General features: G+C 38.3%; 27 protein-coding genes and 1 pseudogene. 24 read left to right on the forward strand and 4 right to left on the reverse strand.

Features of this window, described 5'->3' with window-relative positions; translation table 11 throughout:
* Positions 1 to 53: 53 nt before the first annotated feature.
* Positions 54 to 338 (forward strand): hypothetical protein, encoded by a 285-nt coding sequence (locus KUH03_RS33990; RefSeq protein WP_257088790.1) that lies wholly within the window; start codon positions 54 to 56, stop codon positions 336 to 338.
* 74 nt (positions 339 to 412) lie between these two features.
* On the opposite strand, the gene KUH03_RS33995 is transcribed toward KUH03_RS33990, so the two are convergent.
* Both KUH03_RS33995 and KUH03_RS34000 read right to left on the reverse strand, forming a co-directional pair.
* Entirely contained in the window at positions 413 to 835 is a 423-nt protein-coding gene (locus tag KUH03_RS33995) for a hypothetical protein (RefSeq protein ID WP_257088792.1), read from the reverse strand.
* A 217-nt stretch (positions 836 to 1052) separates the two neighbouring features.
* A complete protein-coding gene (locus KUH03_RS34000) occupies positions 1053 to 1889 on the reverse strand; it encodes a cold-shock protein (RefSeq protein WP_257088794.1) in 837 nt (278 codons plus the stop codon).
* A 297-nt stretch (positions 1890 to 2186) separates the two neighbouring features.
* On the opposite strand from KUH03_RS34000, the gene KUH03_RS34005 reads away from it, so the two are divergent.
* From KUH03_RS34005 to KUH03_RS34025, 5 genes are read left to right on the forward strand one after another with little or no spacing between them, the layout of a single operon-like run.
* Positions 2187 to 2447, forward strand: a complete 261-nt coding sequence (locus KUH03_RS34005) for a GNAT family N-acetyltransferase (protein WP_257088796.1) — start codon at positions 2187 to 2189, stop codon at positions 2445 to 2447.
* A gap of 2 nt (positions 2448 to 2449) precedes the next feature.
* Complete coding sequence (locus tag KUH03_RS34010) at positions 2450 to 2599, forward strand: hypothetical protein (protein WP_257088798.1); 150 nt, start codon at positions 2450 to 2452, stop codon at positions 2597 to 2599.
* Between the two features lie 15 nt (positions 2600 to 2614).
* Positions 2615 to 2869: a hypothetical protein gene (locus tag KUH03_RS34015; RefSeq protein WP_257088800.1), complete on the forward strand. Its 255-nt coding sequence runs from the start codon at positions 2615 to 2617 to the stop codon at positions 2867 to 2869.
* Between the two features lie 17 nt (positions 2870 to 2886).
* The gene (locus KUH03_RS34020) at positions 2887 to 3156 is read left to right on the forward strand and encodes a hypothetical protein (RefSeq protein ID WP_257088802.1); all 270 of its coding nucleotides are present in this window, start codon (positions 2887 to 2889) and stop codon (positions 3154 to 3156) included.
* A complete protein-coding gene (locus KUH03_RS34025; protein ID WP_257088804.1) occupies positions 3144 to 3500 on the forward strand; it encodes a lipase chaperone in 357 nt (118 codons plus the stop codon). Before KUH03_RS34020 ends, KUH03_RS34025 begins: the two co-directional genes overlap by 13 nt.
* A 49-nt stretch (positions 3501 to 3549) precedes the next feature.
* On the opposite strand, the gene KUH03_RS34030 is transcribed toward KUH03_RS34025, so the two are convergent.
* On the reverse strand, positions 3550 to 3858 hold the full coding sequence (locus KUH03_RS34030; protein ID WP_257097595.1) for a thioredoxin-like domain-containing protein: 309 nt from the start codon (positions 3856 to 3858) through the stop codon (positions 3550 to 3552).
* 12 nt (positions 3859 to 3870) lie between these two features.
* Positions 3871 to 4017: a hypothetical protein gene (locus tag KUH03_RS34035; protein WP_257088806.1), complete on the reverse strand. Its 147-nt coding sequence runs from the start codon at positions 4015 to 4017 to the stop codon at positions 3871 to 3873.
* Between the two features lie 561 nt (positions 4018 to 4578).
* Here KUH03_RS34035 and KUH03_RS34040 point away from each other — a divergent pair.
* From KUH03_RS34040 to KUH03_RS34125, 18 genes and pseudogenes are all read left to right on the forward strand, one after another.
* Entirely contained in the window at positions 4579 to 4701 is a 123-nt protein-coding gene (locus tag KUH03_RS34040) for a carboxypeptidase-like regulatory domain-containing protein (RefSeq protein WP_257088808.1), read from the forward strand.
* Positions 4698 to 4931, forward strand: coding sequence for a hypothetical protein (locus tag KUH03_RS34045; RefSeq protein WP_257088810.1), 234 nt, complete (start codon positions 4698 to 4700; stop codon positions 4929 to 4931). The genes KUH03_RS34040 and KUH03_RS34045 overlap by 4 nt, the downstream gene beginning before the upstream one ends.
* Positions 4932 to 4933: 2 nt before the next feature.
* Positions 4934 to 5902, forward strand: coding sequence for a TonB-dependent receptor plug domain-containing protein (locus KUH03_RS34050; protein ID WP_257097597.1), 969 nt, complete (start codon positions 4934 to 4936; stop codon positions 5900 to 5902).
* Between the two features lie 276 nt (positions 5903 to 6178).
* Entirely contained in the window at positions 6179 to 7039 is an 861-nt protein-coding gene (locus tag KUH03_RS34055; protein WP_257088812.1) for a TonB-dependent receptor domain-containing protein, read from the forward strand.
* Positions 6949 to 7404, forward strand: coding sequence for a hypothetical protein (locus KUH03_RS34060; protein ID WP_257088814.1), 456 nt, complete (start codon positions 6949 to 6951; stop codon positions 7402 to 7404). The genes KUH03_RS34055 and KUH03_RS34060 overlap by 91 nt, the downstream gene beginning before the upstream one ends.
* 14 nt (positions 7405 to 7418) lie before the next feature.
* Complete coding sequence (locus tag KUH03_RS34065) at positions 7419 to 7685, forward strand: hypothetical protein (protein ID WP_257088816.1); 267 nt, start codon at positions 7419 to 7421, stop codon at positions 7683 to 7685.
* Positions 7686 to 7731: 46 nt separating this feature from the next.
* The gene (locus KUH03_RS34070; protein ID WP_257088818.1) at positions 7732 to 8103 is read left to right on the forward strand and encodes a hypothetical protein; all 372 of its coding nucleotides are present in this window, start codon (positions 7732 to 7734) and stop codon (positions 8101 to 8103) included.
* A pseudogene (locus tag KUH03_RS34075) lies at positions 8007 to 8249 on the forward strand (RagB/SusD family nutrient uptake outer membrane protein); the annotation flags it as partial. The gene KUH03_RS34070 and the pseudogene KUH03_RS34075, both read left to right, overlap by 97 nt.
* A gap of 23 nt (positions 8250 to 8272) precedes the next feature.
* Complete coding sequence (locus KUH03_RS34080) at positions 8273 to 9064, forward strand: RagB/SusD family nutrient uptake outer membrane protein (protein WP_257088820.1); 792 nt, start codon at positions 8273 to 8275, stop codon at positions 9062 to 9064.
* Between the two features lie 31 nt (positions 9065 to 9095).
* Complete coding sequence (locus KUH03_RS34085) at positions 9096 to 9440, forward strand: RagB/SusD family nutrient uptake outer membrane protein (protein ID WP_257088822.1); 345 nt, start codon at positions 9096 to 9098, stop codon at positions 9438 to 9440.
* Between the two features lie 68 nt (positions 9441 to 9508).
* Entirely contained in the window at positions 9509 to 9787 is a 279-nt protein-coding gene (locus KUH03_RS34090) for a hypothetical protein (protein ID WP_257088824.1), read from the forward strand.
* Positions 9784 to 10074 (forward strand): hypothetical protein, encoded by a 291-nt coding sequence (locus tag KUH03_RS34095; RefSeq protein ID WP_257088826.1) that lies wholly within the window; start codon positions 9784 to 9786, stop codon positions 10072 to 10074. Before KUH03_RS34090 ends, KUH03_RS34095 begins: the two co-directional genes overlap by 4 nt.
* The gene (locus KUH03_RS34100) at positions 10056 to 10685 is read left to right on the forward strand and encodes a metallophosphoesterase (RefSeq protein WP_257088828.1); all 630 of its coding nucleotides are present in this window, start codon (positions 10056 to 10058) and stop codon (positions 10683 to 10685) included. The genes KUH03_RS34095 and KUH03_RS34100 overlap by 19 nt, the downstream gene beginning before the upstream one ends.
* Before the next feature lie 454 nt (positions 10686 to 11139).
* On the forward strand, positions 11140 to 11748 hold the full coding sequence (locus KUH03_RS34105; RefSeq protein ID WP_257088830.1) for a carboxypeptidase-like regulatory domain-containing protein: 609 nt from the start codon (positions 11140 to 11142) through the stop codon (positions 11746 to 11748).
* Positions 11739 to 11987 (forward strand): hypothetical protein, encoded by a 249-nt coding sequence (locus KUH03_RS34110; RefSeq protein WP_257088832.1) that lies wholly within the window; start codon positions 11739 to 11741, stop codon positions 11985 to 11987. The genes KUH03_RS34105 and KUH03_RS34110 overlap by 10 nt, the downstream gene beginning before the upstream one ends.
* 12 nt (positions 11988 to 11999) lie before the next feature.
* Positions 12000 to 12425, forward strand: coding sequence for a hypothetical protein (locus tag KUH03_RS34115; RefSeq protein ID WP_257088834.1), 426 nt, complete (start codon positions 12000 to 12002; stop codon positions 12423 to 12425).
* Between the two features lie 427 nt (positions 12426 to 12852).
* Complete coding sequence (locus KUH03_RS34120) at positions 12853 to 13473, forward strand: hypothetical protein (protein WP_306429245.1); 621 nt, start codon at positions 12853 to 12855, stop codon at positions 13471 to 13473.
* 17 nt (positions 13474 to 13490) lie between these two features.
* Complete coding sequence (locus tag KUH03_RS34125) at positions 13491 to 13637, forward strand: hypothetical protein (RefSeq protein ID WP_257088836.1); 147 nt, start codon at positions 13491 to 13493, stop codon at positions 13635 to 13637.
* The last annotated feature ends 205 nt before the right edge of the window (positions 13638 to 13842 follow it).

Here is a 13842-nt window from a genome sequence, read left to right on the forward strand (position 1 = left end):
AAATCGTGGATGGAGAAATTTGGTGAATGGAAACATGTTGTTCAGGTCAGTAAATGGACAGAAAAAGTATGTTCTCCTATGAAATAGCTGTCAAAAAGCCTGGTTATTATCAGGTAGACATGAATTATGCAGGCGAAGGGAGGATGGTATGGCGTATTGAAAATTCAGCGGGCGAGGTTGTTCAAAACCAACAAGAGTCGGCCCATGTCTATAACTGGTACCCCTGGGGCTGGATGAAATTTGAAAAGGCTGGACGATATAAAATAACTGTTTCGTTGGTCGAAGGCAATGGTGATAAGGCGAGTCTGACTGCGCTTCGGTTTAAATATGTGGAATAGGAAGGGGGATTTGCAAAGAGGGGTATTACTTTCGATACTTACTCATCAAAAACCGGATTAGTCCGGCCATCGCTTTAAACGCAAGTAAGCCTAAAGCCTGTACCCAAAATAATCCCTAGGACGAGGCCGATTAGAATGGCCATGTTATTGCTGCTCCAGTCGTAAACTGCATTTAGGAAAATGCAAAATATAACGGAAACAATGCTACTGCCCAATATGGCTGAGGAAAGAAATAGGGTTTTGAAACCTTTGGTTATGGATCGCTGTTGTAATCCGACGATAACAGATGTTGAAATAATGCCCGCACTAATGAGTAGGATGATTGTGACGATAAAAAGTAAGCCAAGAAGGATGCTTATTACCGCGAGTGCCAGAAAAACAAGTGAGCCCATCAGGAGCAAGGTCACTATAAAATTATCGTCGTTCTGAAAAGAGTCTATTAGATAAAAATGATCGGATAGCTGTCGAAATAGGAATGTATATAACAATTCTTGCATTATTTTAATTTAGTTAATCTTACCGCTTTATCTCTTTTTAATAGTCGCTTTACACTAACTAAATTACTCGTTTATCTTAATATTTGAAAGGTTGTTGTTTTATTTGTTTTCTTCTTGATTTAATTCTTCTGCTGGTTTTTTCGGTGTTCTCCCATTGTCGAACCCGCTGATAGATAGATAAACAAGTAGGAAGAAGAGCAGTAAAATGGTGCTGATCTTACTGCATGATTAGATTAATTTTCTCAATAGAATCTTCGTTTTCAAGGAAATCAACATAAGGGATCAGGGGCTCAATATCCTGCTTGTCCATTGTTTCTAAATCATCAAATAAAGCCTCTACAAATTCGTTACAGAAGGATTTGCCAAAACTGTAGTCTCTGATTCTTGTTAAATCATCATAATTGATCTCTGTTGCGTTCAGGTTCAGCACTTCTTCAGGAATCTCATAGTCACCATCAGCTGGATAGCCGATATATCTGAACATTCTTTCTTTCCATACCCGAAATAGAATCTGATGTGAGACATGGTTTCCGAAGTACTTAAATACCTGAGAGAGAAGCTCTGTTGCCGTTTCTTTTTCGAAGGTGCCCGAAATGCTTTTGTCAAGTAATTCGGCATAATCCATGAAAATGGAACAGTTGAACCGGAAATCAAAGTGAGAAGTCAACATAGAAACTACATTGTCTTTGCCCTGGGTTCGTAGTAATTGTCTTGCTGCTAATGAGGTGAGGTTGTGCTTTTGCTCGTGGCCGTGGTTATCGGGGATGAGTACGATATGGTCCTTGTCCAGAAGGGAGATAACGAATTTCCAATCTTCAGGCCTTTTGAGAATTTTACAGTTGTGGGCTAAGTAACCGTTCCGCTTGGGATCCGATTTCTTGTCTCCGACTATTACCTCTCCAGGTTGGATGATATGCTCTGGAGGGATTTTAAACCTGCGTATATGCACAAAGAGTTCTTCTCCGGAAGGTAACGCAAGGGTACCAAATCCTTTGTTATTGTCGAACCATTTGACAGCGCCGATAAACATGGCTGGTGTTGAGTTTTGTTTCAATGCTATAAAGGTAATGAAAAATATTTATTATGCATTGAAAATTAAATATTTGCGATTATCCAATGAATAAAGAGATTTTTTTAATGCATTAGCTCTTCTGAAATGATTTTCTGGTTGTCAAGATACAACGAAAACAAGTCAGTTGATTGATCTACGGATAAATAGCTTGTTGATCCCTGACTGGAATTCGAGTTTACAATAACTCTGTAGGTGTCTTTTGTTCGTGTATAATCAATGCGGTTTTGAAAAATGTATTATTATGAATAATTTCATAACAAATAAACTCATCATTTTACTATGCACTATCAAGCCGTATACCAGAAGATAGATTATAAACGCTATCAATTTTTAAGACAACAGTCCGGGTTATCACCAAAAACGGACGAAGCTGCACGTCTAGGAATGGAAAATTCCTTATGCTGTGTGGCTATTTTGGATGAGGACAACGATAATGAAATAGTAGGTATGGGTAGGATCGTTGGCGATGGTGCTTGCCATTGTCAGGTCGTTGATATCTGCGTGCTTCCCGAACATCAGAAAAAGGACTTGGAAAACTGATTATGCAGAAACTTGATGAATACATGAATTCGAACCTGCCAGATAGCTGCTATGTCAGTTTGATAGCCGATGGTCCGGCTTTCCAGCTCTATGCGCAATATGGTTTTAAGGAAGTGTGGCCCGCATCGAGAGGTATGGGTAGAAAGTTTTAAAATGAATAGGCTATTATGCATCGTATAATTGCGAAATCCATCCTGAATAAGACAAAACAAAGAGATCCTTGGTTTCTTGACCATTATACATTAAATCCCTATAGTGGTTGCTCTTTTAATTGTTTGTATTGTTATATCCGGGGAAGTAAGTACGGGATCAATATGGCTGAAAAACTGAGTATGAAGAGCAATGCTGTCGAATTGCTGGAAAAGCAGCTGGCAATACGTGCGCGTAAAAACAATATGGAATTATTGTCCTTTCTTCTGTAACAGATCCTTATCTGCAAATGGAACAGACTGAATTGCTTACCAGACAGTTATTGGAGGTAATCTTACACTATCGTTTTCCGGTGCATATTATTACGAAGTCGAACTTAGTTACCCGAGATTTTGATGTGTTGAAACGGATTGATGCAGAAGCAATACTTCCTGAAGATCTTCAGTCGAAATTAGGACATAAGGCTTTTGTTACCTTTTCATTTTCGACTATAGATGATTGTGTCGCCCATATTTTTGAGCCCGGAGCTCCATCCCCTCACTACGATTGGAAGCATTAAGGCGAGCGCGTGAACACGGGTTCCATAGTGGGGTCAGTCTGATGCCACTGTTGCCCTATATATCGGATACCGGAGCAAGCCTGGAACTGCTATTTCAGACTTTTCAGGCTATTGATGCCAGCTATGTTTTTCCTGCCACCCTTGCTTTATATGGGAGTGATCCAGCGGATAATAGAGCCCTGGTCATGCGTGCTATTGAAAAGCATTATCCACATCTAATACAAAAGTATCAGCGTTTATTTGGCGCAGATGGTAAATTACCAGACTACTATCGTCAAGCTTTTACAGATAAGGCTAAATCGTTGTGTTTACAGTATGGATTGCGGGATAGCCTTTTGTGTTGATCGCTTTGTTAAAATTTGATCCCCATTTTGCTGATTCCCATAATTATAGTTACAATGTGTTTAATATTTCACGAAGTTGATTGATCTGAAAATTGGATCGGACAACCTTGTTTTCCTTTGTATTGACGATTACATAACGTGGAAATGAATATATACCCAATTCCTTTCGAAGGTTGGGGTAATCGCTGTCTTGGAATATGTAGTTTTCATAGGTATACACATGTTTTTCTAAATACTGCTTCCAGCTTGCAAATTTGTCATTAACAGCTATACCTACAAATTTAAATTTTCCGTTAGCTTTATATGCATTAACGATACGCTGTAGCTCAGTGTGCTGAGCTATGGAGGGCCGCACCATGTGCTCCAAAAATCAATGATTGGGGTAGCCAGTTCCATTTTTAATTTCCGTTTTGAAGACATCTTCATCCATCAATACGTAGCCATATAGAGGTAAGGTATCAGCATAGACTTTAAATTTTAACCGAATGTTTTGGCCATAATTATTGCTGATTGCCAAAAGGTGAGGATGAAAACGAAAATAGACCTGCCCATAATTGAATGTTTACTCTAAATTAATAAAAATAGTTGATTAACTATCTGTGGTTAATCTTTTTAATTGTTTCGTCTTTATTTGTTTTTCATTTGTATTTGCTTCTTTTTGTGTTAAATATGTTACATTTCGTTTTGCAGATAATAAGCTATTGTGTTAATATTCCGGTTATCCATATGTGTTTGCTTTTCAGTATGTTGTGTTTTTTGTTAATGTTTTTAGGTAAATTTTATCTGTATAAATAAAAATATATGGCTTTTTTTATGTTAAAAATACGTTATCTTAACATTGACTTAACCGGTTGTAGTTTAATTGTTTAGTAATACTTTATTAATAATTTACAAATATTAAATAACCTTTCTTTGTAACCGAAGAAAAACAAAACCAAAATCATGAAAACGAAACACGTATTACTTCCTGTAATGATCGGGATGTCTTTGAGCGGCTGGGCGGAGAGCAGCCCCTCTTTCTGACAGCTATCCCAAATGTTGAAATTCCTCCAAATTTCAAGAATCTATCAGTGGTCTTGTGAAAAATGTTGCCGGCGAACCGATTGCTGGAGCTTCAATATTAAACACATCCACCGGAAAATCTACCCAAACAGACGCCAATGGTGCTTTTATTATTCAAGGAAAATTGGACAGCTGTTGAAAATATCAATAGTTGGATTTGAAACGCAACAACTAAAAATCGAATCAACGGCATTGACGATTAAAATGGTATCTACGGATCAATCACTTGACGAAGTTATTGTTGTAGGCTATGGTAAACAAAAGAAAGTTAATCTGACTGGAGCGGTAACACAAATTGACTCAAAGGTAATTGAAAATCGACCTGTTGCCAATGCGACGCAAGCCTTGCAGGAGCAATCCCTAATTTAAACATTACGTTTACAAATGGAAGACCCGGTGGCGAAGGAAATGTAAATATCCGTGGTTTCGCTTCGATCAATTCTGCGAATGCACAGCCACTTATTCTTATTGATGGGGTGCCAGGTAGTATTAATACCATCAATCCCAGAGACATCGAATCAATTTCTGTCCTAAAAGATGCATCCGCAGCAGCTATTTATGGTGCAAGAGGGGCATTTGGCGTAATGTTGGTGACAACCAAAAGAGGGAAGGCCGGTAAAATGAATATCAATTATAGTAATAATTTCGGTTGGTCTGGACTTACTGTCAGAACTGATTTTATGACAAGTGGATACGATGCCGCTAGATTGAATGATGAGGCTTTTATCCGGGCCACCGGTAATAGTTACACCGGCTATACCGAAGAGGATTATGCGGAATTGTTGAAAAGAAAAACAGACCCTTCCTTACCTTCCGTCGTTATCCAAAATAGAAATGGAAAGGATCAATATGTGTACTATGGAAATACAGACTGGTGGAACGAGATGTACCGTAAGACGCAGGCGTCGATGGAACATTCTTTGAACTTTTCTGGAGGGACCGAAAAAATTGATTACTATATCTCGGGGCGTCTTTACGAGAAAGGTGGATTGATGAAAATCAATCAGGATAAATTTGATGGTTACAACGTAAGGTCAAGGATAAATGCACAGGTTACGCCCTGGTTAAAAGTTGGAGCGAATACACAGCTTAATTATCAAAACTATACCTATCCAGGTTGGGCTACCAATCCCGACAACAATAATAACTTTATTTCGACTACCGTACATGCATTACCGTCTTACGTGCCAATGAACCCAGATGGTACCGCAACGTATAGAACAGAACTTAATAATTACAACATTGGTGATGGAATATACGCGGACTTATTGCATGGAAAATCAAAAGAGGGGAGGATAAATATGAATTTATCAATATGTTTGAAGCTATATTTCAGTTGACAAGGGATTTAACAGTTACGGGAAACTATACCTTACGTACAATCCGATTCATAATTGGAATAGAAGAACTACAGCTCCCTGGTCGGTTTTTCCTGGTGTAATCAATTATTTAGGCAACGATACCTATACCGAAACCATTATCAATAGGCCTAAGCATTCGCTGAATCTTTTTGCAAATTATAATAAGCAATTGGGGATCATCAGATTGGTGCTACAGTAGGTTTTAACCAGGAAACTACCGGTTATAAACGTATTGGCGGGACACACAACAACTTATTGTCAGAAGATCTGAATGATTTTGCTTTAGGGACAGGGCAAATGCAATTGCTGGGAAATGCAAATACTTGGGCATTGCGCGGCTTTTTCGGAAGGTTGAATTATAATTATAAAGGGAAGTATCTACTGGAAGTTAATGGTCGTTACGATGGAACCTCTAAATTTCCCTCGAATCAGCGTTACGGATTCTTTCCATCTTTTTCCGGTGGCTGGCGTTTATCAGAAGAGGCGTTTATGGAGCGTTTGAAGCCCGTTTTGAACGAAGCAAAATTTAGGGTGTCTTATGGCGCGCTCGGAAATGCGCAGGAAGCAACGGAATATGGTTATATCCAATTGTTGAATGCAGGATTGTCCAACTATATAACCAATGGTGCAAAGACCCAGTATTTAAGTGCGCCTACTCCGATTTCGTCAGATTTGACATGGGAGCGAACAAATACATTGAATTTCGGTACGGATCTGGAGTTTTTTAGAAGTAAATTAACGGTCTCCGCGGATTATTTTATCCGAAATACATTGGACATGTTAATTCCAGGCAAAACATTGCCAGCTGTATATGGCTCAGCTTCACCAAAGACCAACGCGGGAGACTTAAGGAATAAGGGTTGGGAACTTGCTGTGGCCTGGCGAGATCAACTTGAATTGAATGGAAAACCTTTTGGATATAATATTGGGATTGGTCTGTCGGATTCCAAAGCAAAGATCACGCGTTTTGATAACAAGGAGATGTTGTTGAGTAATTATTATGTAGGTCAGACATTGGGTGAAATTTGGGGTATCAAACAGACGGCTTCTTCCAGTCCCAATCAGAAATTGATAATTGGAAGGTTAATCAGGATTATGTTGATAAACAACGGCTAGCAGCTCCCGGAGACTGGTCAAAATTACGACCTGGAGATCTAAGGTTCGTTGATATTGGAGGTAAAGACGGTGTTCCGGATGGAAAAGTTGATGCCGGCGATAATACCCTGATGAATCCTGGAGATCAGGTGGTTATAGGAAATAGTAGAGCACGTTATAATTTTGGTTTTAATCTGGGTGCAAATTGGCAGGGTTTTGATGTGTCGGCATTCTTTCAGGGATTGGCAGGCAGCATTGGTGGCCTGGCGCGAATGCGGACAAATTCTGGGGTCCTTATTCCAGACCGTATTACTCTTTTGTACCTAAAGATTTTGAAAATGATGTATGGACGCCTGAGAATACGGATGCTTATTTCCCATTGCTGAGGGGTTATATCGCTTTGAATGATCGCGGGTCTCTAAATGTAAAATCAGATCGTTATTTGCAGGATTTAGCTTATATACGCCTAAAGAATTTAACGATAGGGTATACGATGCCTCAGGCTTGGTTGAAACGTGTGAGATTGGCCAATGCACGAATCTATGTCTCAGGGAAAATATCTGGACTGCAACAAAGCTTCGCTCCAAATATATTGATCCTGAACAATCTGCGCAGGAAGCAAATGGAAGATCCTATCCTGTCTCTAAAACATTTTCTTTTGGTCTAGATTTAACTTTTTAATATCATGAAAAAAATTTTTTATATACATCTTGTTGAGTACAGGTTTGACAGCCTGTAAGAAAGATTATTTGGAACGTTTCCCTGAGTCTGCGGTTAGACCTGAAGATTCGTTTAAAACAGAAAAAGATCTGGGGTTATTTACAAAATCATTTTACGATGCGGCCTTGCCTTCGGCTGAAGGTGTCTATAATGAGTCGGTTGATAATATTGTTAAAACAACATTAGATGATGAACTGACTGGGAAAAGACAGGTGCCTATCAGCGGAGGCGGATGGAGCTGGGCTAATCTACGGAACATTAATTATTTTTGGAAAACTGTTTTAATACTGTTCCGGAGGCGGCTGCTGCACCCTATGCAGCGGAGGCTAGATTCTTTCGTGCTTATTTTTACTTCGATAAATTAAAGCGTTTTGGCGATGTGCCTTGGTATGATAAGGTTATAGACCAAAATAATGAGGAACAATTAACAAAGCCCCGTGACCCTCGGACGCTTGTTGTAACGAACATCCTGGCTGATTTGGATTATGCAATTGAACATCTCTCTTCAGTAAAAAGTGATGAAAAAGTAACGAAATGGACTGCCTTGGCATTAAAATCCCGAGTGGCTCTTTTGAGGGAACCTTTAGAAAATATCATACTGAATTTAATTTGTCAGGGGCGAATGAGTTACTGGAGAAAGCTGCGGATGCTGCCAATAAAGTTATTGAAGGAGGGCAGTATAGTATATATAACGCCGCAGGTGTAAATTCATATGCTGCACTGTTCTATAGTGTCAATAGTCTACCTCAAGAGGTTATATTAGCTCGAAAATTCTCGGATGCACTGCAGATCTGGCATAATGTTAATTATTATACGATTACAGCTTCCTATGGTAAGCCGGGGCTGGATAAAAATTTGGTGGATTCTTATTTGATGAAAGATGGAACCAGATTTACGGATAAAGCAAACTATCAAACAATGACGTTTAAGGAAGAAATACTAAATCGTGATCCTCGTTTGAGCCAGACTATACGGACACCGGGATATAAACGTATCGGTGGCGTTGCAACTATTCCGCCCAATTTTGGGAATTCAGTGACTGGATACCAATTGATTAAATTTGTAGGCGATGTAAAATATGATAATTTCAACCGGTCTGAAAACGATATGCCGATATTTAGATATGCAGAAGTACTGCTAAACTATGCTGAAGCCAAAGCGGAATTGGGAATATTAAGTCAAGCTGATATAGATAAATCGATCAAATTACTTCGCGATCGCGTGGGGATGCCTAATTTAAATTTGGAACAGGTTAAATCCAATCCAGATGCGTTTCTTACAAAAGATTATACAAATGTTAATGGTGATATGAAAGGGGGTACTTGAAATACGAAGAGAACGTCGTATTGAACTGGTGATGGAATCTTTTCGGTGGGATGATATTCTGCGATGGAAAAGTGGGAAGTTGGTGACAAGGCAGTTTAAAGGGATGTACTTTCCTGGTACAGGCAAATTTGACCTGGACAATGATGGTAAAGATGATATCTGGATCTATGAGGGAGACAAGCCTACTGCCCCGGGAATACAGTTGCTGAAACTCGGATCGGAAATTACCCTAGAAAATGGAAATAAAGGAAATGTGATCATCAATTCGCATATTAAAAAAGCATTCGATGAAAATAAAGATTATTTATACCCGATACCAGTGCAAGAACTGCAGTTAAATAAGAACTTAAAGCAAAACCCCGGTTGGGGAAATTAAGAATTTTCGTATTTTAGGTCACTCATCACTGATGAGTGACCTTAGTTTTTAAACCTAATTTAAATCTTATGTATAAGTACCTCCAATGTATTGCAGTGATCTTCTCACTACAGTTTGTAACCTTGCACTGTAATGCACAGCAGGATGAAAAAGTTAGCTTGACACACTTGCCTTATATCCAAGGCTTGACAGATCATTCGGTGTCCATTATATGGACAACTGATCGCCCAGCAACGGGTTGGGTAGAATTGGCGCCAGATGATTCGAGTCATTTTTATCATATCGAACGACCCAAATATTATGCTGCAGCCTATGGTTTAAAAAAGTCGGGACTGTTCACCAAGTGAATTTAAATGGATTAAAACCAGGGACAAAATACCGTTATCGGGTATATAGCCAAGAGGTAACTAAACACGTTGGCGTCAATGTGGAATACGGGAAAATTGTAGCAACCAATGTATATCGACAGGAACCGCTGGCATTTACTACGCTCGGACCGGCTAAAGTAACCCGATTCGCTGTGGTTAATGATATTCATGGTCGTAACGATGTGTTGAATAAATTACTTGATCTCTCTGATCTCCTAAGCAGGACTTTATTGTTTTTAATGGTGATATGGTCGATAATTTATTGAGTGAACAACAGATGTTTGACGGTTTTATGGATACGGCAATCAAACGATTTGCGAGTGAGAAACCTATGTTCTATTCAAGAGGGAACCATGAAACCCGAGGGCCATTTGCCATTACCTATCCACAATACTTCCCGACACCGACAGGAAAGCTTTATTATCAATTTAAGCACGGTGAAACTGCTTTTATCGTGTTGGATTGTGGTGAGGATAAGCCAGATTCTGATATGGAATACAGTGGCATTGTAGAGATGGATAATTATCGTACAGAACAAGCAAAATGGTTGGAGGAAGCCGTGGAAAAACCGGATTATAAAGATGCAAAATATAAGATAATCATATGTCATATGCCACCATTTGGCGGTTGGCATGGCGAACAGGAGATCTTGGATAAATTTGTTCCTATTCTAAATAGGTCCGGTGCGCAAATTATGTTGTGTGGACATTTGCATAGACATATCATTAAACAGGTGTCTGATAAGGTCAATTTTCCTGTTATCGTGAACTCTAATAATAATTTGCTTAAAGTAGATTTAGCTGCTAAAGGGTCTTTTAAAATTATTGACCAACAGGGGAAACTTATTGATGAAGTAACTATAACACCCCTACACTAATTACCGTGCATTCGAGGTCTGTTCTTATTCCTAAGACAGACCTTTTTACCGATGAAACCCCGGTTTTAATGGTGATTTTTCCTAATTAAAGCTCTCGGATTGTTTTCGTCGACGAAGCGCCCGTCATCGAAACAAGGTTTTTTCCGTTTTTTACCTGCCCTTAAATTCCCCATTTATAACCTATTATTAAGTTGTGGAGGTAATATTAGTATTCGTTTTTGTGCGTTTTTTTATTTATTTACTGAGTTATGTTGCGATATGTAATTTAGATTTATTAAAAATAATTTGAATAAATGCTTTCGAATAGCCTATATTTGCAACTGTTTAGAACGATTTTAAACAAGCGTATTTCTAGATGCGTTTTTGTTCGTACTTATGAAAAAGACTTTTTTATATTAATTCTTGTTTTCTGTAGCATTATAGTTCATGCTCAGCATACAGCTATTGGGGGAAAGTGTTAGATGAAAAGAGAAGACCTCTAAGTGGCGCAACTGTCTCCATTAATTCATTTGATCTCACTAGTGAGACGGATGCAAAAGGCGATTTTAATTTGATTATTCCAGTCAAAAACTATAGTGATAGTGTTTTATTATCCGTAAGCTATGTAGGGAAAAAAATGGTTGAGTTGTGGGTTGATGTAAGAAAAAGAAAAGAGAATTTAGATTTTATACTCCGGGACAATAGTTTAACCTTAGATGAGATTAATGTAAACCAGATATTTAAACAAAATAAAAATTCCATTTCTTCCATTGTGTTTGATGAGGAGGCTATAGAAAGGGTTCAGGCGTTTAGTCTGATGGATGTGTTGAACACATTGCCAGGCAAGCAAATGACAGCTCCTAATATCAATGCACCGCAGACTTTGAATCTGAGAAACACCCTTGATGAGAGCAATAGTCTTAATAATTCACTAGGGATACCTATAATAATAGATGGGGTGCGGCTTTCAAATGATGCTAATATGCAATCACGGCCCGTAGGACAACGGGGAATGGCAGGGTCTGTGCTTCCTGCCGTAACCAGTGGAAATGCGGCAGATGTACCATTTAGGGAGTGGATTTAAGAGAAATACCTGTAGAGTCTATTGAGAAAATTGAGGTAATTCAAGGTGTAGCTTCTGCAGAACATGGCGAATTAACTGATGGTGCAATTTTAATCGAAAGAAAAACAGGAAATTCGCCACTGCACTTTTCAACAAATATAAATGATGGCTCTCGTAATTATTCACTCAATAAGGGGTTTGGTCTTCCTAAAAATTTGGGGGATAACTACAGACCTAAACTATGCTATTTCGAACTCTAACCCCAAGATAAGGTGCAGGAATATAGACGCTATGGTGGTTCATTGCGTTGGAACACGGTGGCGTCACGTAAGCTTCGCAATAAGTTAAGCTTAGATTTTAACATGAGAATAGATGATGCAAAACAGGATCCGGATGATAATTCAAGAAGAAAATATTATTCAAAAGAAATCGGTTTCCGCTTTTCAAACACAACCCAATTGAACTATAGCACACGATTTTTTGACGAAATCAATTTCATGCTTTCTTATTCTATCCGCAAGCAAGAGAGCTTTGCACAATGGTTATTAAATCAAGGCAACAAACCTTATACTGCAAAAGATACCACTGGCATATACGAGGGAATATTACTTAATTCGCAATATCTCGCTGAGGAAGAGATTATCGGAAAACCTATAACAGCAAGCACAAGTTTAAAATTTACAAAAGGTTTCAAATAGGTAAGACTTTTCACAGTCTATTGTATGGGTTTAATGGGAGTTATGCAAACAATGGTGGGCGAGGGATTATTTCTGACCCGGATAGACCGCGTTTTATCAATTTTAACAACCAAAATATTAGACCTTATTCTTTTGAGCTTAATCCCGCTTTAATCAATACGGGTATATACATTACAGATAACTTTCATTATAAGCTGTTTGGTAAAAAATTAATAGCAATTTTGGTGTTCGTTTTGATAATCAAAATGGAAGCACCAGCTTTCAGCCACGATTAAATACGAGGATTGTTTTAGATAAGAGGTGGGCGTTAAGTGCTGCCTTTGGAGTTGCAACCAAATCTCCAACTTTAGCGCATCGCTATCCATCACCTTCCTGGATAGATGTTCCACTTATTATTGCGCAGAACTCCCAGAGTTCCTTATATTTAGTGTATACAGAGAAATTTATTACTAAGAATGAAAACTTAAAATCTAGTAAATCTGAGAGCGCTGAATTTAATATAGAATTCAAAAATCACTGGATTACATCCCGTATCAATTCTTATTATAAAAATAACAGCAATGGTTTCAATTCCGTCAAGGTCTACAAACCATTTCATTTGCCTATATTTGATTACCATTATAATGAGAGTCTAAATCAAATTGTATATCAGGAGACTGGAAGATACATTGATTATTATGACAAGTCATATAATAAAATTGAAAATTTTAAAAACTCCTATACCTACGGTTTTGATTGGTCCTTAGCCTTTAAGGAAATCAAATTTATCCGTACGAGCTTTTCCACCAGTACTTCGTATATTTTATCTGAACAAAACGATAAGATACTGGAGGCAATAGATTTATCCTCTCCAGTTCAAATCAATGGGCAGCCAATTTCTTATCTGTTGTATCAACCCAGTAACCAAGGGAAACGATATGTACTGACAAGTAAGTTAAACACTACCACGCACATTCCCGCTATCGGATTTGTCATCATGACCAATACAGATATTTTTGGAAGAATCGCTATAAACGGAACTATAATGACAATTTTCAAAAACCGGTAGGTTATTTGGATGCTAATATGAAACAAGTGTTGATAAACAACGATTTGGCGTCCTCTCTTCCTATTCGTGGGCTAGAATTCTTCGATGGCCAGCAACGTATTATTTATATGAATTTCTCAATGTCAGTTGCCAAGGAAATCAGCAAAAGATCCGCATTGCTGTGACAGCCTATAATACCTTTAATGTGCAACCCACTAGTTCGTATCGGGATCCCAATACAAACCAGGACGTAGTTGTGACTTACAATAGTCCTTTAAGCATTACAGGCGGAATATCAATTAAACTTTAACAAATACTATATACTATGAAACAGAATTATATTCTACTATTTTTCTCCTTAATACTAGCCTTATTTGGAGGTTGTAAAAA

It is taken from the genome of Sphingobacterium sp. E70 (assembly GCF_019285695.1).
Taxonomy (GTDB): domain Bacteria; phylum Bacteroidota; class Bacteroidia; order Sphingobacteriales; family Sphingobacteriaceae; genus Sphingobacterium; species Sphingobacterium detergens.